This is a genomic window from Delftia sp. RIT313, from assembly GCF_000632165.1.
GTDB lineage: Bacteria > Pseudomonadota > Gammaproteobacteria > Burkholderiales > Burkholderiaceae_C > Comamonas > Comamonas acidovorans.
Window position 1 is genome coordinate 37,263 of the sequence record NZ_JFYT01000031.1, and the last position, 24,808, is coordinate 62,070.

Annotated in this window: 24 protein-coding genes; 11 read left to right on the plus strand and 13 right to left on the minus strand. The window is 67.4% G+C overall.

From position 1 onward, the window contains the following. Nucleotides 1-12: 12 nt before the first annotated feature. The 5 genes from BW39_RS05745 to BW39_RS05765 are packed head-to-tail and all read right to left on the minus strand — an operon-like array spanning nucleotide 13 to nucleotide 5,450. A complete protein-coding gene (locus BW39_RS05745) occupies nucleotides 13-789 on the minus strand; it encodes a CoxG family protein (protein WP_043820452.1) in 777 nt (258 codons plus the stop codon). After that, nucleotides 779-1,285 carry a (2Fe-2S)-binding protein gene (locus tag BW39_RS05750; RefSeq protein WP_043820455.1) on the minus strand — a complete coding sequence of 169 codons (507 nt, stop codon included), beginning with the start codon at nucleotides 1,283-1,285 and terminating at the stop codon, nucleotides 779-781. Before BW39_RS05750 ends, BW39_RS05745 begins: the two co-directional genes overlap by 11 nt. After that, nucleotides 1,282-2,178: an FAD binding domain-containing protein gene (locus BW39_RS05755; RefSeq protein WP_016447072.1), complete on the minus strand. Its 897-nt coding sequence runs from the start codon at nucleotides 2,176-2,178 to the stop codon at nucleotides 1,282-1,284. The genes BW39_RS05750 and BW39_RS05755 overlap by 4 nt, the downstream gene beginning before the upstream one ends. Next, complete coding sequence (locus tag BW39_RS05760; RefSeq protein ID WP_043820457.1) at nucleotides 2,171-4,465, minus strand: xanthine dehydrogenase family protein molybdopterin-binding subunit; 2,295 nt, start codon at nucleotides 4,463-4,465, stop codon at nucleotides 2,171-2,173. The genes BW39_RS05755 and BW39_RS05760 overlap by 8 nt, the downstream gene beginning before the upstream one ends. Nucleotide 4,466: 1 nt before the next feature. After that, on the minus strand, nucleotides 4,467-5,450 hold the full coding sequence (locus tag BW39_RS05765; RefSeq protein WP_016451723.1) for a Bug family tripartite tricarboxylate transporter substrate binding protein: 984 nt from the start codon (nucleotides 5,448-5,450) through the stop codon (nucleotides 4,467-4,469). 243 nt (nucleotides 5,451-5,693) lie between these two features. Between BW39_RS05765 and BW39_RS05770 the strand changes: the two genes are divergently transcribed. Then, entirely contained in the window at nucleotides 5,694-6,260 is a 567-nt protein-coding gene (locus BW39_RS05770) for a MarR family winged helix-turn-helix transcriptional regulator (RefSeq protein WP_043820459.1), read from the plus strand. 2 nt (nucleotides 6,261-6,262) lie between these two features. Here BW39_RS05770 and BW39_RS05775 read toward each other — a convergent pair whose 3' ends face one another. Further along, the gene (locus tag BW39_RS05775; RefSeq protein ID WP_026062336.1) at nucleotides 6,263-6,835 is read right to left on the minus strand and encodes a nucleotidyltransferase family protein; all 573 of its coding nucleotides are present in this window, start codon (nucleotides 6,833-6,835) and stop codon (nucleotides 6,263-6,265) included. 52 nt (nucleotides 6,836-6,887) lie between these two features. Here BW39_RS05775 and pdxH point away from each other — a divergent pair, with 52 nt between their 5' ends. Then, nucleotides 6,888-7,535, plus strand: a complete 648-nt coding sequence (pdxH, locus tag BW39_RS05780) for a pyridoxamine 5'-phosphate oxidase (protein WP_012205769.1) — start codon at nucleotides 6,888-6,890, stop codon at nucleotides 7,533-7,535. Nucleotides 7,536-7,572: 37 nt separating this feature from the next. Here pdxH and BW39_RS05785 read toward each other — a convergent pair whose 3' ends face one another. Both BW39_RS05785 and BW39_RS31485 read right to left on the minus strand, forming a co-directional pair. Continuing rightward, complete coding sequence (locus BW39_RS05785) at nucleotides 7,573-8,526, minus strand: AEC family transporter (RefSeq protein ID WP_043820461.1); 954 nt, start codon at nucleotides 8,524-8,526, stop codon at nucleotides 7,573-7,575. An 80-nt stretch (nucleotides 8,527-8,606) separates the two neighbouring features. Then, nucleotides 8,607-8,783, minus strand: coding sequence for a hypothetical protein (locus BW39_RS31485; RefSeq protein WP_161786978.1), 177 nt, complete (start codon nucleotides 8,781-8,783; stop codon nucleotides 8,607-8,609). Nucleotides 8,784-8,916: 133 nt separating this feature from the next. On the opposite strand from BW39_RS31485, the gene BW39_RS05790 reads away from it, so the two are divergent. Both BW39_RS05790 and BW39_RS05795 read left to right on the plus strand, forming a co-directional pair. Next, nucleotides 8,917-9,786, plus strand: coding sequence for a pirin family protein (locus BW39_RS05790; RefSeq protein ID WP_043820463.1), 870 nt, complete (start codon nucleotides 8,917-8,919; stop codon nucleotides 9,784-9,786). Between the two features lie 282 nt (nucleotides 9,787-10,068). Next, a complete protein-coding gene (locus tag BW39_RS05795; protein WP_043820466.1) occupies nucleotides 10,069-11,130 on the plus strand; it encodes a tyrosine-type recombinase/integrase in 1,062 nt (353 codons plus the stop codon). A 46-nt stretch (nucleotides 11,131-11,176) separates the two neighbouring features. Here BW39_RS05795 and BW39_RS05800 read toward each other — a convergent pair whose 3' ends face one another. The 5 genes from BW39_RS05800 to msrA all read right to left on the minus strand — a co-directional run bounded on the left by BW39_RS05800 (nucleotide 11,177) and on the right by msrA (nucleotide 15,701). Next, nucleotides 11,177-13,375 (minus strand): TonB-dependent receptor domain-containing protein, encoded by a 2,199-nt coding sequence (locus BW39_RS05800; RefSeq protein WP_043820467.1) that lies wholly within the window; start codon nucleotides 13,373-13,375, stop codon nucleotides 11,177-11,179. Between the two features lie 239 nt (nucleotides 13,376-13,614). Next, nucleotides 13,615-14,070, minus strand: a complete 456-nt coding sequence (locus BW39_RS05805; RefSeq protein WP_043820469.1) for a hypothetical protein — start codon at nucleotides 14,068-14,070, stop codon at nucleotides 13,615-13,617. A 122-nt stretch (nucleotides 14,071-14,192) separates the two neighbouring features. After that, on the minus strand, nucleotides 14,193-14,501 hold the full coding sequence (locus BW39_RS05810; protein WP_043820472.1) for a hypothetical protein: 309 nt from the start codon (nucleotides 14,499-14,501) through the stop codon (nucleotides 14,193-14,195). 51 nt (nucleotides 14,502-14,552) lie between these two features. Beyond that, entirely contained in the window at nucleotides 14,553-15,050 is a 498-nt protein-coding gene (locus tag BW39_RS05815) for a Fur family transcriptional regulator (protein ID WP_235264155.1), read from the minus strand. Nucleotides 15,051-15,164: 114 nt separating this feature from the next. Next, nucleotides 15,165-15,701, minus strand: a complete 537-nt coding sequence (gene msrA, locus BW39_RS05820) for a peptide-methionine (S)-S-oxide reductase MsrA (protein WP_034394147.1) — start codon at nucleotides 15,699-15,701, stop codon at nucleotides 15,165-15,167. 146 nt (nucleotides 15,702-15,847) lie between these two features. Here msrA and BW39_RS05825 point away from each other — a divergent pair, with 146 nt between their 5' ends. The 7 genes from BW39_RS05825 (at nucleotide 15,848) to BW39_RS05855 (ending at nucleotide 24,807) form a co-directional block, all read left to right on the plus strand. Further along, nucleotides 15,848-16,546: a TetR/AcrR family transcriptional regulator gene (locus BW39_RS05825; protein ID WP_013802244.1), complete on the plus strand. Its 699-nt coding sequence runs from the start codon at nucleotides 15,848-15,850 to the stop codon at nucleotides 16,544-16,546. Further along, nucleotides 16,543-17,784, plus strand: a complete 1,242-nt coding sequence (locus BW39_RS05830) for an efflux RND transporter periplasmic adaptor subunit (RefSeq protein WP_043820475.1) — start codon at nucleotides 16,543-16,545, stop codon at nucleotides 17,782-17,784. Before BW39_RS05825 ends, BW39_RS05830 begins: the two co-directional genes overlap by 4 nt. A gap of 2 nt (nucleotides 17,785-17,786) precedes the next feature. Next, nucleotides 17,787-21,014, plus strand: a complete 3,228-nt coding sequence (locus tag BW39_RS05835) for an efflux RND transporter permease subunit (protein ID WP_043820477.1) — start codon at nucleotides 17,787-17,789, stop codon at nucleotides 21,012-21,014. A gap of 43 nt (nucleotides 21,015-21,057) precedes the next feature. After that, complete coding sequence (locus BW39_RS05840; RefSeq protein ID WP_012205781.1) at nucleotides 21,058-21,768, plus strand: protein-L-isoaspartate O-methyltransferase family protein; 711 nt, start codon at nucleotides 21,058-21,060, stop codon at nucleotides 21,766-21,768. A gap of 77 nt (nucleotides 21,769-21,845) precedes the next feature. Further along, the gene (locus BW39_RS05845; RefSeq protein WP_012205782.1) at nucleotides 21,846-22,193 is read left to right on the plus strand and encodes a rhodanese-like domain-containing protein; all 348 of its coding nucleotides are present in this window, start codon (nucleotides 21,846-21,848) and stop codon (nucleotides 22,191-22,193) included. Between the two features lie 90 nt (nucleotides 22,194-22,283). Beyond that, nucleotides 22,284-23,759: a TolC family outer membrane protein gene (locus BW39_RS05850; RefSeq protein ID WP_043820479.1), complete on the plus strand. Its 1,476-nt coding sequence runs from the start codon at nucleotides 22,284-22,286 to the stop codon at nucleotides 23,757-23,759. A 370-nt stretch (nucleotides 23,760-24,129) separates the two neighbouring features. Beyond that, entirely contained in the window at nucleotides 24,130-24,807 is a 678-nt protein-coding gene (locus BW39_RS05855; RefSeq protein WP_013802240.1) for a response regulator, read from the plus strand. The last annotated feature ends 1 nt before the right edge of the window (nucleotide 24,808 follow it).

Here is a 24,808-nt window from a genome sequence, read left to right on the forward strand (position 1 = left end):
CCGGGTCTGCGTTCAGCGCAGGCAGTCGCGCAGCCACGCCGCGCACTGCTTGGCGCGCGCGCCCGGCCATTGGACGCTGACCGTGGTATCGCCACGGCGCAGCTCGACATGAATGGCGTCGGCTGCGCCCGCGCTGCCCTCACCGCTCAAGCTGCCGATTAGCCGCCCCCACCAGCCACGGCCCCGCAGGTCTTGGGCCGTGGAGGAGAGCTCCGAAGCTGGCGCTGGTGCTGGCGAATTCCGGGCTTGCACCACCGTTTCCCTGGCTGGCTCGGAGGCCGGCGCGGGCGCGACAGGTGCAGGCGCCTGCATGGTCGCCTCGCCCGCAGCGGGCTCCCCTCCCCCGCCTTCGAGCCGCGCGGCCAGATTGTTACCGAACTCCTCCCATATTCGGTCGGCCTTGGTCTTCATCACGCTCAGGCCGAAGGCGCCCAGACGGCCCAGCAGGTCCACGTCGATCTTGATGCGCAGTTCGGTGCCTCCATCCGGCGTGGCGCTCAGGAAGATTTCACTGCGCTGCTTGAGCGAGCTGGCCACCGAGGTGTCTTCTCCCGTTCCTTCCACGCGCAGATACTCGGGAGCGCGTTGCTCGACGATGCGTGTGCGCAGCTTGAATCTGGCGCTGATGAAGGAGATCTTCTGGTGCATCACCGCCACGTATTCGGTGGGACTGACCACTTCGATGGACTGCATGCCCGGCACGGCACCTCCCATGACCTGGGGATCGAGCAACAAGGCCCATACCCGCTCTCGCGAGGCCGAAACAGTCAGGGTTTTCTCAATTTCCATGCATTTTCTCCGCGGCCACAAGGACCGATTCCACGATCTGGGTGTAGCCCGTGCAACGGCACAGGTTGCCGTTGAGGCCATGGCGAACTTCGTCCGCGCCGGGAAGGGGGTTACGCCCCAGCAGATCGCAGGCGGCCATGATGAAGCCCGGTGTGCAGTAGCCGCACTGCAGGCCGCCGCATTGCATGAAGCTTTGCTGCAGCGGGTGCAGCCGTTGTGACGGGTCTGCGCCCGCACCCCCAGCATTACGGTCGGCCAGGCCTTCGATGGTGGTGAGCGCGCGGCCCTGGACCTGCACGGCCAGCAGCAGGCAGGACTTCACCACTTCGCCATCCAGCAGCACCGAGCAGGCGCCGCACACGCCCGTCTCGCAGCCGCGCTTGGTGCCCGTCAGGTGCAGGTCATCACGCAGAAAATCCGACAGCAGCCGGCGCGCAGGCACGTCCACGCTGCAGGGCTCGCCGTTGACGGTGCATTCGATGCGATGTCGGCTCATGCCAGCTCTCCTTGTTCCAGTGCCAGGTCCAGGCCAAACAGTTCGGCCACGGTGCGCCGCACGTTGACGCGCACCATTTCTCGGCGGAAATCCGCCGAGCCGCGCAGGTCCGAAACCGGTGTGATGTCGGCCGCGACGATGTCACCCGCCTCGGCCGCCAAGGCCCAGGTGAGGGCACGGCCTTCAAGAAAGCCCTCGGCGCGCCGCTGGCGCACGGGTATGGGCGTAGAGGCGCCCACGACGAGACGCGCGTCGCGGCAGATGCCCCCGGCGGTGTGCGCCACCAGGGCCACGCTGGCCAGCGGCCGGTGTTCGGCCGCTGTGCGCAGAAAGCGCGTGTACACACCGCTGCGCCGGTCGTCTCCTTGCCCCATGGGCGGCACGCGGATCTCGCTGACGATCTCGTCGCCTTCCAGCGCCGTGGCGTAGTAGTCGACCAGGAAGTCCTCGATGTCCAACAGGCGCTCGCCTCTTGCGCTGGCCAGTACGATCTGGGCGCCCAATGCCATCAGGCAGCCGGGCGGGTCGGTGGAGGGGTCGGCATAGCAGAGATTGCCGCCCACCGTGCCCTGATTGCGCACCTGCGGGTTGGCCATGCGCTGCGCCATGCCGGCCAAGACAGGATAGTGATGCGACACCAGCGGCGAGGCCGCCAGTTCGGCATGGCGCACCAGGGCGCCGATACGCAGGCCACGCACCGGGTCGAAGTCCAGGCCGCGCAACGCATCGATGCCAGCCAGCGAGACCAGGTGCGTGGGCGCGAGCATGCGCTGGCGCATGCCCAGCATCAAGGCCGTGCCGCCGGCGATCACGCGGCAGTCCTCGCCCAGTTCGGCCAGCAACCGGCTGGCCTCCGCCACCGAGGTGGGCTCCAGGAAGTCGAAGTCATGCATGACGGCCCTCCTCGGCGCGTGCGCGCAGCGCCGCCAGGATTTTTTCGGGCGTGATCGGCAGATCGCATATGCGCACGCCGATGGCGTCGTACACGGCGTTGGCGATGGCAGGCGCTCCCGGCAGGATGGCGGTTTCGCTGGCCCCTTTGGCGCCATAGGGGCCGTTGGGGTCGTTGGACTCGACAAAGCCGCCGCGCAGCAAGGGCACGGCGTCGGCCGTTGGCATGGTGTAGTCGGCGAAGTTGCCGTTGGCCAGGCGCCCGCCTTCCAGGTGCAGTTGCTCGTAAAGGGCCCAGCCCATGGCCTGGACGGTGGCCCCGTTGGTCTGCCCATGGATGGCGACGGGGTTCAGCGCCTTGCCGCAGTCGTCGGCCACATAGCTGTCAAGCACCCGGACCTGGCCGGTTTCCGTATCGACCTCGACCTCCACTGCCTGGGCCGCGAAGGAATAGGCCGGCGCGATGTTGCCGTGCAGCTGGGCGTCGTGCATCTGCGTCTGGGCATCCCAGGTGTGGCTGACCTGTATGCCCTCGCCGCCATGGCGCCAGATGTGCTGGCGTGCGAGCTCGGCCATGCCTGCCGCACGGTCGGTGCCGCGCACGCGCACCTGACCATCGGCCAGCTCCAGGTCGTCGACCTGCGCCTCCAGCACGACGGCGGCCAGGGCCAGCAGCTTGCTGCGGGCCGCCTGCGCGGCACCTATGGCGGCATTGCCTGCAGCCATGGTCACGCGCGAGGCCAGCGAGCCTATGGCGAAGGGCGTGCTGTCCGTGTCGGGTGCGGCCACGCGGACCTGCGACAACGGCAGCGTGAGTTCATGGGCGACGATCTGGCTGAGCATGGTGGCCGCGCCCTGGCCCATGTCGCACTCGCCACTGAGCACAAGCACCTGGCCATCCTCATGGATGCGCACCACCACGGTGGAGCCGTCCCAGTTGCCCATGGTGCGGTTGCCGCTGACATGCATGGCCGCGGCCATGCCCACGCCCCTGCGGCGGGCGCCAAGGGCCTGGCGGGGGCGGGCGCGCTTGCCGCGCCAGTCGATGGCATCGGTGGCCTGGTCTATGCACTCCTTGAGGCCGGCGCTGCCGATCTTCCAGCCATGCACTGTCACGTCGCCGGCTTCCACTGCATTGAGCTTGTGGACTTCGGCCGGATCCAGCCCCAGCTGCTCGGCCATGATGTGGATGTGGCTGTTGAGCGCGAACAGCATCTGCGTACCGCCAAAGCCGCGGAACGCGCCGTGCGGCGGGTTGTTGGTATAGACCAGGGTGGCGTGCGATCGGACGTTGCCCTGCCTGTGCATGTTGTCGCTGCGCATGGCACTGACGTGCATGACCTCGGCCGACAGACCCGCATAGGCACCGCACTCGGCAACGATGTGCACCTGCTTGGCGAGGATGCGGCCATCACGCGCCATGCCCAGCTTGAGCGTGATGCGCTCGGGGACGCTGGAGCAGCAGGCCAGGAAGTCCTCCAGCCGGTTGTTGACCAGGCGCACGGGCCGCCCGGTGCGCAGGGCCAGCAGGCCCGCCACGAGCTGGTTGTCGTCCTCGACGATCTTGCCGCCAAAGCCGCCGCCCGTGGTGGCCTGCACCACGCGGATGGCGGACACCGGCAGCTCCAGCGCCGCCGCCAGCCGGGCACGCGCCAGGAAAACCGACTGCGTGGAGGTCTGTACCAGCAGGCGGCCATCGGCGTCGATAGAGGCCAGGGTTGCCATGGGTTCCAGGTAGCCCGGGTACTGCGCATGCGTGGTGTACGTGGCTTCGTGAACCAGATCAGCTGCGGCGAATCCGGCATCTGCATCGCCGCGCTCGAAGCGGATCTCGTGGGCGATGTTGCCCCGGCCCGGATGAACGCCGGGCGCTTCTTCATCCAGGGCTTCCTCGGGCGACAGGATGGCGGGCAGTTCTTCGTACTCGACCTCGATCAGGTCCAGCGCATCGCGGGCGATCTCTTCTGTGGCGGCAGCCACGGCTGCCACCTCTTCCCCCGCAAAGCGCACCAGGCCGTCGGCCAGGATGCGCCGCTCCTTGTGGCTCACGCCCCAGGGCGTGCGCGGTGCATCTGCCCCGGTCAGCACGGCTTTCACACCGGGCAGCGCACGCGCTGCAGCAATGTCGATGCGCACGATGCGCGCATGCGGATAGGGGCTGCGCAACAGCTTGGCATGCAGCATGCCCGGCAGCTTGAGGTCGCCCGCGTACTGGGCACGACCTAGTACCTTGGACAGCGCCGTGACCTGGGCCGTCTCGCGGCCCAGCGTGGAATTCGAGATATTCATGTCATTCAGCGGTGATGCCGAGTTCGCGGATCACCTTGCCCAGGCGCTCGTAGTCGGCAGCGTTGACATCGGCCAGCACCTGCGGCGACCCGCCCACGGGCACGGCACCGAAGGTGGCCATCTTTGCCGCCACCTCCGGCATCCTGAGGATCTCGTTGAGATGGGTGTTCAAGGTCTGCACCACGGCGGCCGGCGTGCCCTTGGGCGCGAAGAAGCCATTCCAGGCACCCGCGGCGATGTCCCTGTAGCCCAGTTCCGCCAGCGAAGGCACATCGGGCAGCAGGGGCGAACGCTTCGGGTCGGTCACGGCCAGCGCGCGCAGCTTGCCCGCCTGGATGTACTGGGCCACCGGCCCCAGCGTGACGTAGGCCAGTCCTACATGGCCCGCTGCCACATCGTTGACGGCCGGTGCCACGCCGCGATAGGGCACATGCTGAATGCTCACTCCGGCAGCGCGGTTCAGCCACTCGGCACCTATGTGCATGGGCGAGCCTGCGCCGGGACTGGCGTAGCTGAGCGTCTTGCCGGCCTTGGCCGCAGCCACCATGTCGGCCACGCTTTTGAATCCCGTGGAGGGATGGGCCACGAGCAGCACGGCCTGGCTGGCGGTCTGCACCACGGGGGTGAAACCTTTCAAGGGGTCATAGGTCGCGGCAGGAGGGAGCCTCATCACCATGGGGGCGATGGTGAAGGGGTTGGGCGTGAACAGCAGCGTGTAGCCATCGGGCACGGCCCGCGCAACCAGGTTGTTGCCCACGGTGCCGCCCGCCCCGGGCCGGTTGTCCACCACCACGGGCTGGCGCAGACGCACCGTGAGCTTTTCGGCAAACAGGCGCGCCATGGCGTCCGTGTCACCACCTGCGGGATAGGCGACCACCACGGTGATCGGCCTGGCGGGGTAGTCCTGTGCAAATGCCGGACCACAGACAGCGGTGGCAAAAGCCAATGCTGCAATGGTCAGGCCTTGCCGACGATGGGGGGTCATCACTGGCTCCTTTGAAAGCGCGGACATGCATCGGTCAGATACGGGCATGGCAGCTGGGGCTGGCTATGGGATGAATTTATACGTCTCATTCATGAAACATTGATCCTCAAAAGAATCAATGACGATTTTCTCCAGTAAGTTGATGAATCAACTTACCGAAAACACCGATTGACCTCTATTGATTTCTCCAAAGAAATTCCACAAGACAAACGTCAGGCAGCCTGTGAAACAATTGATGGGAACATGTCCATCCCACCTTCTCCTCTCCCTGTGCCCAGCACGCCCGCAGGCAATCCCTGGACCCACCTTGACGAGGCAGGCAGCAGCCTGACCGTCGATGCCTTTCTGACCACGCTGATGAGCCAGGTGGGCAATGCGCTGCGGCGCACCATCACCGTGCCCTATGCCGATACGGCGGGCTTGACGGTTTCGGAGTGGCGGCTGTTGGCCCTTGTCGCGCATGCAGGCGAGTTGCCGTTCAGCGCGCTGGTGGTGCAATCCACTTCGGACAAGGCCCTGGTGAGCCGGGCGCTGCGGCTGCTCGAGGAACGCGGCCTGGTGGCCCTGCTGGCGCAAGGCTCCACTCCACGCAAGAAGATCCTGTGCTCCATCACGCCTGCGGGCCGGCAGTTGCATGACGAGGTAATGCCCGTGGCCCGACAACACCAGGCCGCTGCTCTGCTGGCGCTGACGCAGGAGGAACGGGAGGTGATGTATCGGGCCTTGCTCAAACTGCGCGGTTATTGCCAAGGCAGCCAAGCCGACCCAGCGACCGAAGGCGGCCCCGCTTCGGCAGACGGCGAAGCCTGAATTCAGCCCACTTCAGGCCGGTTCTGCAGCAACACCTCAGCGCGCGCCAGATCGTCCAGCGTATCGATGTCGGTGAGCACACCAGCATCGTCCACATCGACCTGAACCACATGTCCGGCTTCGCGCAGCGCCTTCAGCACAGGCGCCCCGCCCTTCTCTCCGCTCAACGCCATGAGCGCCGCGCCGCATGCGGCGCCGAAACCCACGGGATGTCCACGCTCGCCTTGATGGACAGGCTGGGCGGCTCGGGCCCCCGCATGCAATGCATCGGCCACTTTCAGCAAGGTCTGTGGACTCACCAGCGGCAGGTCGGCCGGCAAGACCAGCCAGCCTGGCGCATCGGCTGTGGCACGCACGGCCGCAGACAGCGAATCGCCCATTCCGGGGTGGCCCGCATCTTCCAGATGCCAGGGCAGGCCGCTGGCGCGGACGGCGGCCAGTGTGTGTTCCAGCACGGTGCTGCCGCCCAGCGGCGCGGCGAGCTTGTGCATGGTGCCGCCCGACGCGCGGAAACGCTCGCCACGGCCCGAGGCGAGGATGAGCACGCAGGGGCGGCCTTTGAAGTCTCTGAGCATGCGCAACTCTAGCGCAGCAAATGGGAGGTCGGGCGCAGGCACAATGCAGGCCATGAGCAGCATTTCCACCTCGATCGCCGATCTGCGCAAAAGCTACGAGCGCGCGGAACTGAGCGAATCGGCCTCCCTGGCCGATCCGCTGCAGCAGTTTGACCAATGGCTGCAGGAAGCCCTGAGCGCCCAGGTGCCCGAGCCCAATGCCATGACGCTGGCCACTGTGGGCGGCGACCTGCGGCCCAGCACGCGCATCGTGCTCATCAAGGGCTATGACGAGCGCGGCCTGGTCTGGTACACGAACTACGACAGCCGCAAGGGCCAGCAACTGGCGGGCAATCCATTTGCAGCGCTGCAGTTCCACTGGGTGGAGCTGGAGCGCGTGGTGCGCATCGAGGGCCGCGTGGAAAAGGTCAGCGATGCCGAAAGCGATGCCTACTTCAACAGCCGCCCGCTGGACTCGCGCATCGGTGCCTGGGCCAGTCCGCAAAGCCAGGTCATCAGCGGCCGCAGCGTACTGGTGGCCAATGCGGCCAAGTACGGCGCGCAATTCCTGCTGAACCCGCCGCGCCCGCCGCACTGGGGTGGATTCAGGCTAGTGCCCGAGCGCTGGGAATTCTGGCAAGGCCGCAAGAGCCGGCTGCACGACCGCCTGTGCTACCAGCTGGAAGCTGGAACCTGGCTGCGCCAGCGCCTGGCGCCCTGATCCCCCGGATTGCTGGCGCTGCTCCTGCTGAAACCCGTCAGCCCAGCAGACGCTGGGCCAGCCACAGCATCAGCGGCACGGTAAGCAAGGCCAGCGCCGTGGACACCGCAATGCTGGCGGACACCTCCTCCTGCATCACGCCATAGCGCTGCGTGAACAGGAACACGTTGGCCCCCACGGGCAGTGCAGCCGCCGTGAACATCACGGCCACTGGCAGGCCGCCCAGACCGAAGGCCCAGGCCAGCGCAAGCACCAGCAGCGGATGCACCAGGTTCTTGACCAGCGCGATGCCCACGGCCTCGCGCAGGTTCTGGCCCACCTTGGTATAGGCCAGGGTCACACCCACCAGCAGCAGCGCCATGGGGCCCAGCGCCTGGCCCAAGACCTGCAGTGAGCGATCCACCACGCCAGGAAGAGCCAGACCGGTCTGTGCGAACAGCAGGCCGGCGAGTATGGGCAGCGGCACAGGATGAACGATGCCGTTGCGCACCGCCTGCAGCACCGTGCGCCACATGGGGCGCGGGGCGCTCTGGCCCGACCGCTGGTGCTCGCGGGCCTCGGCCAGCTCGAACACGATGGTGGCTGCGGTCAGCAGGATCAGCGCATGCAGCGAGACCAGGGTGAACAACGTGACAAGCCCTTCCTCCCCGTAGACCAGCCCCACCAGCGGCACGCCGATCATGACGGTATTGCTGAACATATTGGCCAGCCCCCGCGCGGCCGAACGCGTGGAAAAACCGCCCAGGACCATGGACACCCCGAAGATCAGCGCAGTCGCCAGGAAATACAGCGCCACGGGCTGAAAGTCCAGCTCCTGCACCCGCACCGCGCCCATGGTGCGGAACAGCAGCGCCGGCGTGAGCACCAGGAAAACGAGGTTGGACAAATCCTTGATGGCGGCGGCCCGCACCCAGCCCAGGCGGGCGGCGAGAAAGCCTGCGCCAATGCAAAGAATGACGGGGATGAGGGAGGCAAAGACGGGAGAGTTCACTGAAGCGGGATCGGGAAGCTGCGCCTGCGCAGGTTGGCGGCGCGCGCAGATTATGCGCCGCAGGCCAGGCCCTGCCTCATTCAGGCTTCTTCCAGGGCCTCGAAGGCCTGGGCCAGATGGTCGATAAGCAGCCGCACGGCGGGCAATTGCCCGCGCCGGGATGCGTACACCGCATGGATCAACTCGCGGCGCAGATCCCAGCCTGGCAGGACGACCAGGCACTGCGCCCTTTCGGCCCGCACACGCAGCATGGTCATTGTTCTTTATTCAGGACGATGAAGGCAAATTTTGCTATCTACCGCATTCATCGTTCAAATCCTAAGATTCTCCCATGTGCAAAAAATGGCTGGCGCTAACGCTGCGGCAGCCACGATTCCCAAGGAGAAGCAAATGCTCAAGAAGATGCTCGGCGTCTACAGCGCTCCCCGTGCCCATTGGGTGGGCGACGGCTTTCCCGTGCGCTCGCTGTTCAGCTACGGCAACCATGGTGCGGCTCTGAGCCCCTTTCTGCTGCTGGACCACGCAGGCCCCGCCAGCTTCGAGCCGGCTGCCCAGCCTCGCGGCGTGGGCGTGCATCCGCACCGCGGCTTCGAGACCGTGACCATCGTCTATGAGGGCGAAGTCGAGCACCGGGACTCGACCGGTGCTGGCGGCCTGATCGGCCCTGGCGACGTGCAGTGGATGACGGCCGGCTCGGGCATCCTGCATGAGGAATTCCATTCCCATGCGTTCACCGAACGCGGCGGGCGGCTGGAGATGGTGCAGCTGTGGGTGAACCTGCCCGCCAGGGACAAGTCGGTTGCGCCTGGCTACCAGACCCTGCTGGATGGACAGATCCCGTCCGTGGAACTGCCAGGCGGCTCAGGCCGGGTGCGGGTGATTGCCGGAGCCTTTGGCAACAGCCAGGGGCCGGCGCGCACCTTCACGCCCATCAATGTCTGGGACCTGCGCCTGAAAGCCGGCAGCACCACCGAGCTGCGCGCCAAGCCCGGACATACGCTGGCCCTGGTCGTGCTGCATGGCACGGTGCTGGTCAACGACGGCGAGGTTGTTCGGGAAGGCCAGTTGGTGCACTTCGATCGCGAGGCTGATCTGGTGCGCCTGGAGGCCAATAACGACGCCACCGTGCTGTGGCTGGAGGGTGAGCCCATTGCAGAGCCCGTGGTGGGCCACGGCCCATTCGTGATGAACAGCGAGGCCGAGATCCGCGAGGCCATTGCCGACTTCAACGCTGGCCGATTCGGGCGCATGGCGGCTTGACCGTGGCGGCCCCTGTCCTGAAGGCAGGGGCCGCCTTCTGCCCTCCCCTTGCTTCCCCTGGACCAGCGCTTGCGATCACCAGCGCGCAGAGCCGGCGCGGGTGCTTGAAAGTGCACAACACACTTTAGAGACGTGCCAAGGACTCGAATCCAGGCCGAACGGCCCTTTTTCTGGCGACTTGTCGCCACTGGTGTTCATCAGTCGATAACAAGGTTGCTGCTTAACTTCATGTAAGTTACATTGAACAACTCCATTGGTTGACTCGTTTTGTTCTCAACGCCCATGACTTCATCACCCTCTCAGGCACCCGCTGCCGGCAAGCCGCCGTCCACTGTCCCCGACGGACTGGCCCTGTTCCGGCATTGGCTGGAAGCCGAGGGCGCCAAGGGCTGGGATGCCCTGGACACGGCACCCGACAGCGGCTACGAAAAGGTATGGCGTGCCTGGCTGCGCAGCCTGGGCGATGCCGGCATGTCAGCCAAAGAAGGTCCCCCCTCCCCCGCCACGCCGAAAGGCAAAGTCAAGGCGAAGGCCCGCGCCTGGCAACAGGCCACCGCCGTTGATGTCCAGAATTTCCTGCGCCCGCGCGAAGGCCAGTTGTCGGGCCACCAGCCCGGCCGCCGCATCAGCGAGGTCACGCGCAGGCGCTACTGGCGATTGCTGGAACGCATTTACGACCATGCGCTGGACCACGGCTGGGTCAGCGCCAATCCCGCCGCAGGGCTGGCGCCGCAGGAACGCCCACCTGCCGAAGACGGCCAGGGCCATTGCCTTCCCGCGTCGCTGTGGAATGCCCTGCCCCGCCACATACCGATGGCCGACGGCTTTCAGTCGGCGCGCGACCGCGCCATCTTGCTGCTGCTGTACGAACTGGCGCTGGCGCCCGAGGAGGTGCGCGGTCTGTGCTGGCGCGATGTGCAATGCGCCGGACCAGGCGATGGCCTTCCCTGTCAATTGCATATCGATGGCGCACGCGCCGCGCAGCAGCGCACGCTGGATCTGTCGGAAACGGTGGTGAAGGCGCTGCAGGACTGGAAAGGTTTCAGCGCCGGCCAGCGCGGGCCGGAGGCCGTTCAACCCGATGCCACGGTCTTTTATTCGCGTGAGGGGCAGCCGCTGTCGGTGCGCGTGCTGTTCCATGTGGCTTCACAGCTGATACAGCGCGCCCATGCCGCGCAGCCTGCCTCGGCGCAGCAGGCGCCGCTGCACCGCGTCGGCCCGCAGGTGCTGCGCAACACGGCCATCGTGCAGTGGCTGCGCGCGGGCCGTGCCGAGACCGAAGTCGTGCAGTGGATAGGCGTTGACAGCGCGCGCGCCCTGCGCCATCTGCAGCATTACCTGTAGCAGACGGCGCTGGTGCGCAGCGGGCAGTTCGCCCTGGAGTGCGTTCTTAGAACGACACCTTCACGCCCACCGTGATGTTGCGCCCCATCAGCGGCGCAGCGTTCTTGATGAACGAGGTGTGGGCGAAGGCCAGGCGGTTGGTCAGGTTGTTGCCCTTGATGAAGAACTGCCAGGGCATGCCACCCGAGGTGCGCAGCGTGTAGCTGGCAGAGACGTTGAGCATGCCGTAGCCGTCCGTCTCGGTCTCATAGGCGGTGACGCGGTTCTGGCGCAGCACCTGCACCCATTCGGCCTGGGCATCCCAGCCCTTGTAGAAGGTGTCCACGCGCAGGCCCACGCGCGCCGCGGGGATGCGCGGCAAGGCGGAGCCGTCTTCCAGCCGCGCACGCACGGCGTCACCGAACAGGGTCACGCCCCACTGGCGCGACAGCTTCTGGCGCACCTGGCCCTCCACGCCGGTGAAGCGCGCATCGGCCTGGGTGTACTGCAGCAGTTGCAGGCCGTCATGCTCGTCCAGCGTGGCGCCATAGATATAGCCCTTGACGCGATGGTGGAAGGCATTGACGCTGAACGTGGTGTCGCCCGCCGTCTTGCGCAGGCCGATGTCCAGCGCCTGCGAGCGTTCGCGCTTGAGGTCGGCATTGCCGCGCTCGTAGGTGGAAGTCGCCATGTGCAGGCCGTTGGCGTACAGCTCCTCGGCCGTGGGCAGGCGGTTGCCCTGCGTCAGCGAAGCCGAGAGGCTGTAGCCCGGGGTGAACTTCCACACCGAGCCCAGCGAGAACGATGTGCCGCTGTGGCTGCGCGAGATGCCGCTTTGCTGGGCGTCCACGGTCTGGCGCTCGTGGCGCAGCGCAGCTTGCCAGCGCCAGTCCTGCCAGCGGTATTCCTCCAGCAGGTAGATGCTGTTGCGGCGGGTTTCGGTGGGCTGCACATAGGCCTCCTCACCCTCGGCACTGAACTTGCGCTGCACGGTCTGCAGACCGATGACGCCGCGCCAGCCGGCGATGGGCTCCAGCTCTGCCTCCACGCGCAGGTCATGGGCGCGGTTCTTGAACGTGGTGGAGACCTGGCCGCCTTCGATCTCGTCATGGCGATAGTCGGTCCAGCCACCGCGCACGCGCAGCGCCGCGATGCCAGCCGTCGGATTGCGCCATTCGCCGCGCAGATCCCAGCGCTCGCTGTTGAGATCGACCACCGGCACGCTGCCATGGTCGTGATCGTGGTCGTCGCCGCCATGGTCATGCCCGTCCTCGTCGCCGTGGTCATGGCCGCCGCAGTGCAGATGATCGCCATGGGTGTGGCAGCCCTCGAAGCTGTGGTTGTGGCCTGGCAGGCCATAGCGCGCGGTCTGGCGCGTGTAGGCCAGGCCCAGGTAGCCTTGCGTGCCGATCCAGGACAGGCCCAGGCTGCCCGTGTCCGTGCGGTTGAAGCTGCCGCCCACGCGCCCCTGGGACTGGCCGTTGGGCGCCCAGCCGCTGCCCACGCGGTAGTCGCCGGCATCGCGCGCCATGCCCTCGGCGTGGATGGCCAGCTGGCCGGCGCCGCCCGTCAGCGAGAAAGCGCCCGCCGTCTCGCCCGCGCCGGTGCTGCCGCGCAGCTGGGCCGAGCCCGTGATGCCGTTCTTGGGAATCGACGTGGGAATCTTGTCGTCCAGGATGTTGACCACGCCGCCCATGGCGCCACCGCCGCCGTAGATCAGCGCCGAGGGGCCGCGCAGCACCTCGATCTGCGTGGCCAGCATGGGCTCGCTGGCCACGGCATGGTCAGGGCTGATGGTGGAGGCATCGTGCAGCTCGGAGCCATCGCTGAGGATTTGCACGCGCGGGCCGTCCATGCCGCGGATGATGGGCCGGCTTGCGCCTGCGCCGAAATGGCTGGCGTGGATGCCGGGCTCGCCATCCAGCGTCTCGCCCAGCGTGGCCGCCTGCCGCAGCGTGAGCACGTCGCCTTCCAGCACCGTGGCCGGCGTGGACATGTCGGCCGAGGTCAGGCCCAGGCCGCTGGCCTTGACCGTCACCTCATTGAGCACGGGGGCATCACTGCGCGGCGCGCCCGCATCGGCAGCAGCTGCGGCTGCGGGTCCTGCTGCGGGTACGGGGTCGGCAGGCTCTGCCGCCATGGCCAGGCCGCCCGTCGCCGGGCCCAGCACGCCTGCCAGCAGCAGTTGCTGCAGCAGCGGGCGCAGTTTCGTCCTCTCCCCCTGCGCCTTGGCGTCCTGGTGGTATTGCTTTGTTGTCACTCTCATCACTGGTCTTCCCGGCAGCGGCCGGCCACGGCCCTGCGGGCGTGGAAATCCGGGCGCTGCAAAAAATGGCGTCGGAAGCGGACGGCCACGGCGCGCCCTGCAGGCGCATGCGGCCATCCGATCGGATATGCATTCAAGGAACTGCCGGACCTGGGCGCGGCGCCTTGTTGCGATCAATGCAGCAAGGCGCGGCCAAACGGCTGTGCAGGGCCGGCGCATGCAGCGCCAGTCCCGGAGATTCAAGCCGCCAGGTAGACAGTGATGGGATGCGGGGGACCCCGCGCATCGAAGAAGGCCGCCAGCATGCGGCCATCGCGCACGACGACCGGCTGGACGGGTTCGGCCTGCTCGCCCCAGAAAGGCGGCAGCACCACGGCGGATGGCGGCCCCGCCATGCCTTCGTGCAACTGGTCCAGCAGTTGGCAATCCGCCGGGCCGTGGCCCGAGAACAGCGCATGGACCCAATCGACAGGAGCATTGCAGGAAGTGGCAACCACCTCCACCGGGCCATGGAGCGTGGCTGCAGCCAGGCCACCCGCGTGTACCACGCGGTGCATCTGGCCCAGCAGCGGCGCCAGGGCAATGGACCAGACCAGCAGCCAGGCCACCAGCCAGGCCCGACCCGGCACGGCGCCGCGCAACGCAGGCCTTGAGGCCTGCGCTGGCAAGTGACGTTCCGGGGGTTGCAAGGGCATGGAGGGATCAGGGGCTGGATGGGCAGCGCAGAGTGTATGCGCCAATTTGCGGGGCAGGTTTCACCATCCCGTCACAAAGACTGGCGATTGCTCACGGCGCCACACGGCGGGCAGGACCGCACTCAATGCGCATGGCGCATGCCGCAGAACTTGCCCAGCGCCAGGCCCTTGCAATCGGCCTGCATTTGCTTTTGGCATTGCTCGTGGTCGCGGCCGGCGGCCAGGCACTGCGCGGCGGCTTCGTGGGCCTTGGCCATGGCGCGATGGCGTTCCATGTCGGCCCGGGCATGGGCATCGAGCGGCGCCGAGGCGCCCTGCGCCTTGGCGTCCGGCTGGGCTTTCGCGTGGTCGTGGTCATGTGCCTGGGCTGCTGCGGCCAGGAAGACAGCGGCCAGGATCAAGGAAACGAAGCGCAACGGTGCAAGGGTCATGCGAAATCCTGAAGAGCTATGCAAGAGAAGAAAGGGGCTAGGGCGATCGCCTCAGGCGGACGGGGCATTTCGGGAAGGCCCTGCACTGCTGCAGTCCTGGCACAGCCCTGTCACCGCCACATCGATGGCCCGGCCCTGCAGGCCGCTGGCGGCCAGCGCCTGGCGCAGCTGCAGCAAAGCGGCCTGCAGCGGCTCGCCGCCCCCACCGCCCTCGCCGCCCAGCCGAAAAGCGCTGTGGCAATCCGCGCATTCGAAATGCGCAGCGGCATCGGCCTGCCTGGCCGCGCCCGGCACGGACCGGCTGTAGCGGGCCACGCGGGCAGCATCCACGCTGCGGCGCAACACACCGGCTGCCGCCAGGCGGTCCAGCAGCCGGTAGACGGTGACGCGGTTGACCTGCACGCCCTGGGCGTGCAGGGTCGCTTCCACATCGGCTTCGCTCAGGAGTGCGTCGGCCCGCGACTCCCACATCGCCAGCACGGCCCGCGTGGCACGCGTCGAACGCATGCCGGCGGGTATGGGCAAAGAAGTGGGGGTCGGCAAGGACATGGGTGATGAAAGGTCAGGCCGCTGAACACGGCAGGGCAGCCAGGCGGCATTATCGCAACCGGGTTGCATTATGCCTGCGAATCACAACCGCTTACATCACGCGCCGCCACCCGCTCACGGCTTGACCCAGCGCGCAAAGGCGCCCCGGAACTTCTGCACCTTGGGCCCCACGACAAAGGCGCAGTAGCCCTGGTTGGGATGGTTGAGGAAGTAGTCCTGGTGGTAGTCCTCTGCCGGCCAGTAGCTGGCCAGGGGCTGCACCTCGGTGACGATGGGCGCGTCGTAGGCGCCGGCCTGCGTGAGTTCGGAGATCAGCGTGCGCGCCACTTCGGCCTGTTGCTCATTCGTGGTGTAGATGCCGCTGCGGTACTGCGTGCCCACATCATTGCCCTGGCGGTTGAGCGTGGTCGGGTCGTGCGTGCCGAAGAACACGGTGAGCAGGTCGCGCAGCGGGATCACGGCTGGATCGAACTGCACGCGGATGACCTCGGAATGGCCGGTCTCGCCGGTGCAGATGTCTTCGTAGCTGGGATCGTCCAGATCGCCATTGGCGTAGCCGCTTTGCACGTCGCTCACGCCGCGCACGCGGTCGAAAACGGCTTCGGTGCACCAGAAACAGCCGCCGCCCAGATAAATGGTTTCAGTCGCCATATGCGCCTTTTCTGTGAAGAAATCGAAAAAATGACCACACGCAATGCATGCGGGCCGTCGCTCCTACAGGTTAGCCCATGCACAAGCCAGGTGACGACGAACGGTTCTGCGGTTACGATAACTAACCCATCAGTCATTAATTTTCCGTGACCGACTCCCCCGCCTCTTCACCCGCCCCCGCCGAGCCTTCCGGAAAGCGCAGCCGCCGCAAGCAGGAGCGTCCCGGCGAGTTGCTGGAAGCGGCGCTCGACCTCTTCGTGGAAAAGGGCTACGCCGCCACCCGCGTCGAAGAAGTCGCCGCCCGCGCCGGGGTCTCCAAGGGCACGCTGTTCCTCTATTTCGCGAGCAAGCAGGAGCTTTTCAAGGCCGTGGTGCGCCACAGCATCGCGGGCCGCTTCGGCGAGTGGAGCGAAGAGCTCGACAACTACTGCGCGCCTTCAACCGATCTGCTGCGCTACTGCTTCAAGTCCTGGTGGGAACGCATCGGCAGCACCAAGGCGTCGGGCATCACCAAGCTCATGCTCAGCGAGGCGGGCAATTTTCCCGAGCTGTCTCAGTTCTACCACCAGGAAGTGGTTCTTCCAGGCCATGAGCTGATCCGGCGCATCCTGCAACGCGGGGTCGAGCGCGGCGAGTTCCGGCCCATGGATCTGGACCTGTCCGTGCACTGCGTGGTCGCCCCGATGATGTTTCTGATGATCTGGAAGCATTCGCTGGGCGGCTGCCTGCCCCATGGCGACTTCGATCCCGAGCAGTTTCTGGAATCCCAGATCGACTATCTGCTGCATGGCATGTGCCAGCCCCTTGCAGCCACCACACCACCCTCCTCCCCGCCCACACCATGAAGCGTCGCACCGGCTGGCTGATCGGCCTGGCCTTACTGATCGCCATCGGCGCCAGCGTATGGCGCGCCGCATCCACCCGGCACAGCAAGCAAAGCGCCATCGCCGCAGCCACCCAGCCGCGCGAGATGCCGGTGCGCGTGGGTCCGCAGGAGGTGGTGCAGCTGCAGCCGCGCCAGCTGCAATTGACCGTGCCCGTCAGCGGCGTGGTGCAGGCCGTGCGCAGCGCCGTGGTCAAGGCCTATGTGGCCGGCGAGCTGCGCGGCCTGCAGGTGCGCGAGGGCGACAGCGTGCGCAAGGGCCAGGAACTGGCCCGCGTGGACGCCACCGAGGTCGAGGCCCGCTGGCGCCAGACCCGCCAGCAGGCCGATGCGGCCCAGGCGCAGCTGCAGCTATCCCAGCGCCAGCACGACAACAACCAGGCCCTGGTCACGCAAGGCTTCATTTCGACCACGGCGCTGGCCACCTCCCAATCCAACCTCGACGCCGCACGCGCCAACCTGGCCGCCGCCCAGGCCGCCGCCGATGTGGCCCGCAAGAGCGTGACCGACAGCGTGCTGCGCAGCCCCATGGACGGGCAGGTCGCGCAGCGCCTGGTGCAGGACGGCGAGCGCGTGGGCGTGGAAACGCGGGTGCTGGAGATCGTCGATCCGTCCGACCTCGAAGTCGTGGCCCAGCTGGCGCCCGCCGATTCGGTGCGCGTGCAGGTCGGCCAGCAGGCCCAGTTGCAGGTCCAGGGCGCGGGCGACGATGTGGCCGCCGTGCCCGCGCGCGTGGTGCGAATCAACCCCAGCGCCCAGGCAGGTTCGCGCAGCGTGGCCGTCTATCTGCGTGTGCAGGCTGCACCGGTCAACGCAGGCGCCGCCGGCAGATCCATCCCCATCGTGCGCCCGGGCCTGTACCTGCAGGGCAGCATTGTCACCGGGCAGACCGAACAGCTGGCCGTGCCCCTGACCGCCGTGCGCACCGACCAGCCCCAGCCCTATGTGCAGTTGCTGCAGCCTGCGGGCGAGTCCGAAGCGGACAAGAGCCTGCTGCGCGTGCAGCACCGCCCGGTCACGCTGGGCAGCCAGAGCGCGCAGGATGGCGCCACCTGGATTGCCGTGTCCAGCGGCCTGCAGGCCGGTGACCGGGTACTGGCCGGCAGCGTGGGCGGCCTGCGCGCGGGCACGGCGGTGCAGATGCAGCAAATGCAGCAGGCCCCGCAGCCCCAGGCTGCGCCAGCCCCCGGAGCCCGCTGACCATGTGGTTCACGCGCGTCAGCCTGGCCAACCCTGTGTTCGCCACCATGCTCATGCTGGCCCTCATGGTGCTGGGTGTGTTTTCCTACCAGCGACTCAAGGTGGACCAGTTCCCGAATGTGGACTTCCCCGTGGTCGTGGTCACGGTGGACTATCCGGGCGCCTCGCCCGAGATCGTGGAGTCCGAGGTCACCAAGAAGATCGAGGAAGGCGTCAACTCCATTGCCGGCATCAACGCGCTGACCTCGCGCAGCTATGAGAGCACCAGCGTCGTCATCATCGAATTCCAGTTGCATGTCGATGGCCGCCGCGCTGCCGAAGACGTGCGCGAGAAGGTGGCCTCGGTGCGCCCCACCCTGCGCGACGAGGTCAAGGAGCCGCGCGTGCTGCGCTTCGATCCGGCCAGCTCGCCCATCTGGTCCGTGGCCGTGCTGCCCCAGGCCGATGCCGGCGCCAAGGCGCCCGATGCCGTCGCGCTGACCAGCTGGGCCGACCAGGTCCTCAAGAAGCGGCTGGAGAACGTGCGCGGCGTGGGCGCCGTCAACCTGGTGGGCGCCACGCCGCGCGAAATCAACATCTACCTGCAGCCCGAGGCGCTGGAAGCCTATGCCATCACGCCCGACCAGATCGTGAACGCCGTGCGCAGCGAGAACCAGGACCTGCCGCTGGGCGCCATCCGCTCGCGCGAGCAGGAACGCGTGGTGCAGATCGACGCACGCATGAAGCGCCCGCAGGACTTCGAGCGCATCATCGTCGCCCAGCGCGGCGGCGCTCCCGTGCGGCTGGGCCAGCTGGCCCGCGTGCAGGATGGCGCGGGCGAACTGGAAACCGTGGCCCTGTACAACAGCAGCCGCACCCTGCTGCTGTCCGTGCAGAAGGCCCAGGACGAGAACACCATCGAAGTCGTGGACGGCCTGAACGCCACGCTGCGCGAGATCGCCGCCGAAGTGCCGGCCGGCGTGCGGCTGGAGCCGATTGCCGACAGCGCCCGCCCCATCCGCGTGGCCGTCAACAACGTGCGCCAGACGCTGATCGAGGGCGCGGCACTGACGGTGCTCATCGTCTTCCTGTTCCTGAACTCCTGGCGCTCCACGGTGATCACGGGGCTGACGCTGCCCATTGCGCTGATCGGCACCTTTTTGTTCATGTACTGGTTCGGCTTCTCGATCAACATGATCACGCTGATGGCGCTGTCGCTGTGCGTGGGCCTGCTGATCGACGACGCCATCGTGGTGCGCGAGAACATCGTGCGCCACGTGCAGATGGGCAAGGACGCGCATGCGGCCGCGCTCGACGGCACGCAGGAGATCGGCCTGGCCGTGCTGGCCACCACGCTGTCCATCGTGGCGGTGTTCCTGCCCATCGGCTTCATGGGCGGCATCATCGGCAAGTTCTTCCACGAATTCGGCATCACCATCGTGGCGGCCGTGATGATCTCCATGTTCGTGAGCTTCACGCTGGACCCCATGCTCTCCAGCGTCTGGCATGACCCGACCATCCACGCCCATGGCGACAAGCGCGGCAACAGCCTCTACGACCGCACGCTGGGACGGGTCACGGCCTGGTTCGAGCGCGCTACCGACTCGCTGTCCCACTTCTACCAGGACGTGCTGGGCTGGGCGCTGCGTCACAAGATCACCACGCTGGCGGCGGCGCTGGCCATCTTCGTGGCCAGCATCTTCCTGGTGCCGCTGCTGGGCACGGAATTCGTGCCCAAGGCCGATTTCTCGGAAACCACGGTGAGCTTCAACACGCCCGTGGGCTCGTCCATCGAGGCCACGGAGGCCAAGGCCCGCCAGGTCGATGCCATCATCCGCGCCCTGCCCGAGGTCCGCTACACGCTGGCCACCATCAACACCGGCACGGCCCAGGGCAAGATATACGCCAGCATCTACATCCGCTTGCTGGACCGCCACCTGCGCCAGCGCAGCGGCGATGAACTGTCGGGCGTGCTGCGCGAGCAGCTGCAAAGCGTGCCCGGCATCACCGTCACCCATGTGGGCCAGCGCGAACCCGTGGGCGGGCAAAAACAGGTCGAATTCTCGCTGCAGGGCCCGGACCTGGGCGAGCTGGAGCGCCTGAACCGCGTGGTGATGGAGCGCCTGCGCGGCATTCCCGGACTGGTGGACCTGGACAGCAGCCTCAAGCCCGACAAGCCCGTGATCGACATCACCGTGCGGCGCGATGCGGCCGCCGACCTGGGCCTGTCGGTAGGCTCCATGGCCGCCGCTCTGCGCACCTGGGTGGCGGGCCAGACCGTGGGCAACTGGCGCGCCAGCGACGACCAGACCTATGACGTCAAGGTGCGCCTGGCGCCCGAGTCGCGCAGCACGCCCCAGGACCTGGAGCGCCTGCCCTTCGCCCTGCCCTCCACCTCGGGCGATGGCAGCATGCGCATCGTGCGGCTGAACCAGGTGGCCACCGTCACGCCCGGCACCGGCCCCAGCCAGATCAACCGCCGCGACATGACGCGCGAGGTCGCCTTCAGCGGCAACGTTTACCTGCGCTCCAGCGGCGAGGTCTCGGCCGACATCCGCAATGCCCTGGCCGACATCGCCCTGCCACCCGGCTACCGCACGCAGTTCAGCGGCGCCACCAAGAGCATGTACGAATCGTTCGGCTATGCGGTGTCCGCCCTGGCGCTGGCCATCATCTTCATCTACATGATCCTGGCCAGCCAGTTCAAGAGCTTCCTGCAGCCGCTGGCGCTGATGACCTCGCTGCCGCTGACGCTGATCGGCGTGGTGCTGGCGCTGATGATGTTCGGCTCGGCCCTGTCCATGTTCTCCATCATCGGCGTGGTCATGCTCATGGGACTGGTCACCAAGAACGCCATCTTGCTGGTGGACTTCGCCATCCGCGCGCGCGGCCCGCACAGCGACCCGGACACCGGCCAGATCCGCGACGGCCTGCCGCGCGAGCAGGCCCTGCTGCTGGCGGCGCGCGTGCGGCTGCGCCCCATTCTGATGACCACGCTGGCCATGATCTTCGGCATGGTGCCGCTGGCCTTCGCACTCAGCGAAGGCTCCGAGCAGCGCGCGCCCATGGGCCAGTCGGTGATCGGCGGCGTGGTCACCTCGTCGCTGCTGACCCTGGTGGTCGTGCCCGTGGTCTATTGCTACCTTGACGACTTCTCCCAGTGGCTGCGGCGCCTGTGGAACGGCAACCGGCACGACGCGGCACCCGGCCAAGGCGCCGCCAGCGCCCCCACCCCGCCGCGAGACTCGTAGAATCAAAGGTTTGTCCTGACAAGTCTTTCTCCGGAGATACCCCATGAGCCTGCCCCTGAACAGCCTGCCCGAACACCACAGCGCCCAAGCGCACGCGCGCTACAACATGATCGAGCAACAGATCCGCCCCTGGAACGTGCTTGATGAAGAAGTGCTGGCGCTGCTGGGCAAGGTGCACCGCGAGAATTTCGTGCCGCCCGAGCATGCCGGCCTGGCCTTCATGGACCTGGAAATCCCCCTGGTCGCCCCGGCCGAGGAAGCCGCCGCCAAGGGCTGGTGCATGCTGGCCCCGCGCATCGAGTCCCGCATGCTGCAGGACCTGAAGATCAAGCCCACCGACCGCGTGCTGGAAATCGGCGCCGGCTCGGGCTACATGGCCGCCCTGCTGGCCGCCCAGGCCAAGGAAGTCGTGACACTGGAGATCGTGCCCGAGCTGGCCGAGATGGCCCGCGAGAACCTGCTGGGCGCCGGCATCACCAATGCCGAGGTCAAGTTGGCCGATGGCGCCACGGCAGCGGCCGCTCTGGGCCAGTTCGACGCCATCGTGCTCAGCGGCTCGGTCGCCCAGGTGCCGCAGGCCCTGCTGGCCCAGCTCAACGACGGCGGCCGCCTGGCAGCCATCGTCGGCCAACTGCCCATGATGCGTTTCACGCTGGTGCAAAAGAACGGCCACCAGTTCGAAACCAGCCAGCCCTGGGACGTGGTGACCGCACGCCTGGCCAACTTCGAAGAGCCTTCGCGCTTCACGTTCTGAAATCCGCCACGGCGGCCGGGGTCCAGAGGATTTCGGCCGCTGCGGCAACTCCACTCCATTCCGCAAGGATCTTTCCGATGCTTCCCCAAGTGCCTCCCGCGCAACTCAACGATTGGCTGAACCAGCACTCCAGCGGCTCCGATGCCCTGCCCCTGGTGCTGGACGTGCGCGAGCCCTGGGAAGTGGCCCAGGCCAGCGTACGCCCCGAGGGCTTCGAGCTGCGCTGCATCCCCATGGGCGAGATTCCCTCGCGCCTGCAGGAACTCGATCCGGATCACCCCACAGCCTGCCTGTGCCATCACGGCGCACGCAGCATGCATGTCGCTGCCTTCCTGATGAACAACGGCTTCGAGACCGTGGCCAATATCAGCGGAGGCATCGATGCCTGGTCGCGCGAGCGCGACCCAGGCGTGCCGCGCTACTGAGCGGCAACACGCAAAAGAAACCCGGGACACGGCGGCACACCCGCCGTCCCCGGTGCTTCGTGACGACTGTGTTTTGATTCGAGGACCTCTATGCCCCTGCTTCGGCCCCTTGCCCCTGTCGCTTCCGCCCTGACCCGCCCATACGCCTGGCCCCTGCGCCACATGGCCTTGCTGCTGTGCGCGGCCGGCATGGGCTCGGCCCTGGCGCAAGCTCCTGCCCCAGCCGTCCTTGCGCCCGCCCCTGCGGCCCCGCAGTCTGCCCTGCCCTCTCTGACAGCCTCTGCGGCCTCGGGCCAGAACCTGTCCGAACTGGTGGCCAAGGCCCGCGGCTACGACGCCCAGTGGCAGGCCCAGCAGGCCGACGCCCAGGCCGCCGCCAGCCGCGCCGAGCAGGCACGCTCGGGCCTGTTGCCCAGCGTGGGCCTGCAGGCCGGTGCCAACACCTCGCATGTGGAAGTCAGCGTGCTGCCGGGGAGCTTTCGCTCGCCCCAGCAGAACCTGCAGCTCAGCGCCCAGCAGCCGCTGTACCGCCCGGCCAACAAGATCGCCTACGACCAGGGCCAGCGCGGCGTGGACGTGGCGCGCGCCCAGTTGGACAGCGGCGAGCAGAACCTGCTGGTTCGCGTGGCCCAGGCCTACTTCGATGTCCTCGGCGCCCAGGACAGCCTGGCCGTGGTCAAGGCACAGAAGGCGGCCATTGCACAGCAGCTGGAATTTGCCAAGCGCAACTTCGAGGTCGGCACGGCCACCATCACCGACTCGCGGGAAGCCCAGGCCCGGTTCGACCTGGCCGGCGCGCAGGAAATCGCCGCCGAGAACGATCTGCGCGTCAAGCGTCTGGTGCTGGACCAGATCGTTGGCGCCGTGGGCACCGTGCCCCGCCCCCTGGCCCAGCCGCTGCAGTTGCCGGCCCTGATGCCCGCCGATGCCCAGTCCTGGGTGGACACCGCACTGCAAGGCCAGCCCCAGCTGCGCCAGGCCCGCCTGGCGCTGGACATCGCGCAGCTGGAAACGAAGAAAGCCGAGGCCGGTCACAAGCCTACCGTGGACCTGCAGGCCGGCTACGTGGTCAACCGCTATCCCAATGGCTCGGTCACACCGCAGATCGGCACCAGCTACCGCACCAATGCCGCCAGCGTGGGCGTGGTCATGAACCTGCCCCTGTTCGCCGGCTTTGCCGTGCAAAACCGCATCAAGGAAACCCTGGCGCTGGAAGACAAGGCGCGGGCACAGCTGGACGACGCCCAGCGCAACGTGGAGCAGAGCACGCGCACGGCCTTCTTCGGCGTGCAGTCGGGCCAGGCCCAGGTCAAGGCGCTGGAGGCCGCGCTGGCGTCCAGCCAGAGCGCGCTGGACGCCAACAAGCTCGGCTACGAGGTCGGCGTGCGCATCAACATCGACGTGCTCAACGCGCAAAGCCAGCTCTACCAGACCCAGCGCGACCTGGCCCTGGCGCGCTACCAGGTGCTGCTGGGCCAGCTCAAGCTGCGCCAGGCCGCCGGCACGCTCAGCGACGACGACCTGCGCGCCATCGATGCGCTGTCGCTCCGCGCGCCAGCCCCTTGAATCCCTGAAGCGCCCGCACGGCCGGCATTGCCCCGGGCTGATGCCCGGCCGCCGCGGGCCGCGCGCCTGGCGCAGCAGTCCTGTGCTCTGGCAAAGCCGAGGCACGCAAACCCGCCACGACCAGCATCCAGGCAGCCAGCGCGCACAGCGCCGCCAGACGACTCAGCAAGGAACAGCGGGAGAGTCTTGGCATGCGCGCCTTGCCTTCGTGGGAGTTGTCGAGCGGGCCACTGTGGCAAACCAGCCTGAAGACCTGCCCCGGGTTTCCTGAAGGGATGCTGAAGCGCCTGAGCCCCGCCTTGACCGATACTCGCGGCAGCCCTCCCGCAGGCGCCGGTCCACGGCATGGGAGCGGCACAGGAAACACACGATGAGACTGCTGCTGGTGGAGGACGATCTGGATCTGGGCAATGGCGTGCGCATCGCATTGGGCGATCACGCCATGGACGTGGTCTGGGTGCGCCGCCTGTCCGATGCGCTGCGCACGCTGGAGCAGCAAAGCTTCGAGATGGTGTTGCTGGACCTGGGCCTGCCCGATGGCGACGGCATCAGCCTGCTCACGCGCCTGCGCCGCGAATGGCGCCGCCTGCCCGTGCTGATCCTGAGCGCACGCGACAGCCTGCACGACCGGCTGCACGGCCTGGACAGCGGCGCCGATGACTATCTGGTCAAGCCCTTTGCCCTGGCCGAACTGGTGTCACGCGTGCGCGCCCTGGCACGCCGCAGCTATGGGCAGGGCGACGGAACGCTGCATCTGCGCGGCCTGTCGCTGCACGAGCCCACGCGCCGTGTCAGCGTTGCCGGCCAGAACGTCGAGCTGTCCCGCTGCGAATTCGACCTGCTGGCCCTGCTGCTGCGGCGCATGGACCGCGTGGTCACGCGCAGCGGCATCGAGGAGGAAGTCATTCCGGGCGGCAGCGCCAACGGCAGCAATGCCCTGGAAGTGCATGTCTCCAACCTGCGCCGCAAGATCGGGCCGGGCTTCATACGCACGGTGCGCGGCATTGGCTATGTCATCGACTCGCAGCCGATGGCCCCCCTGTCCTGAC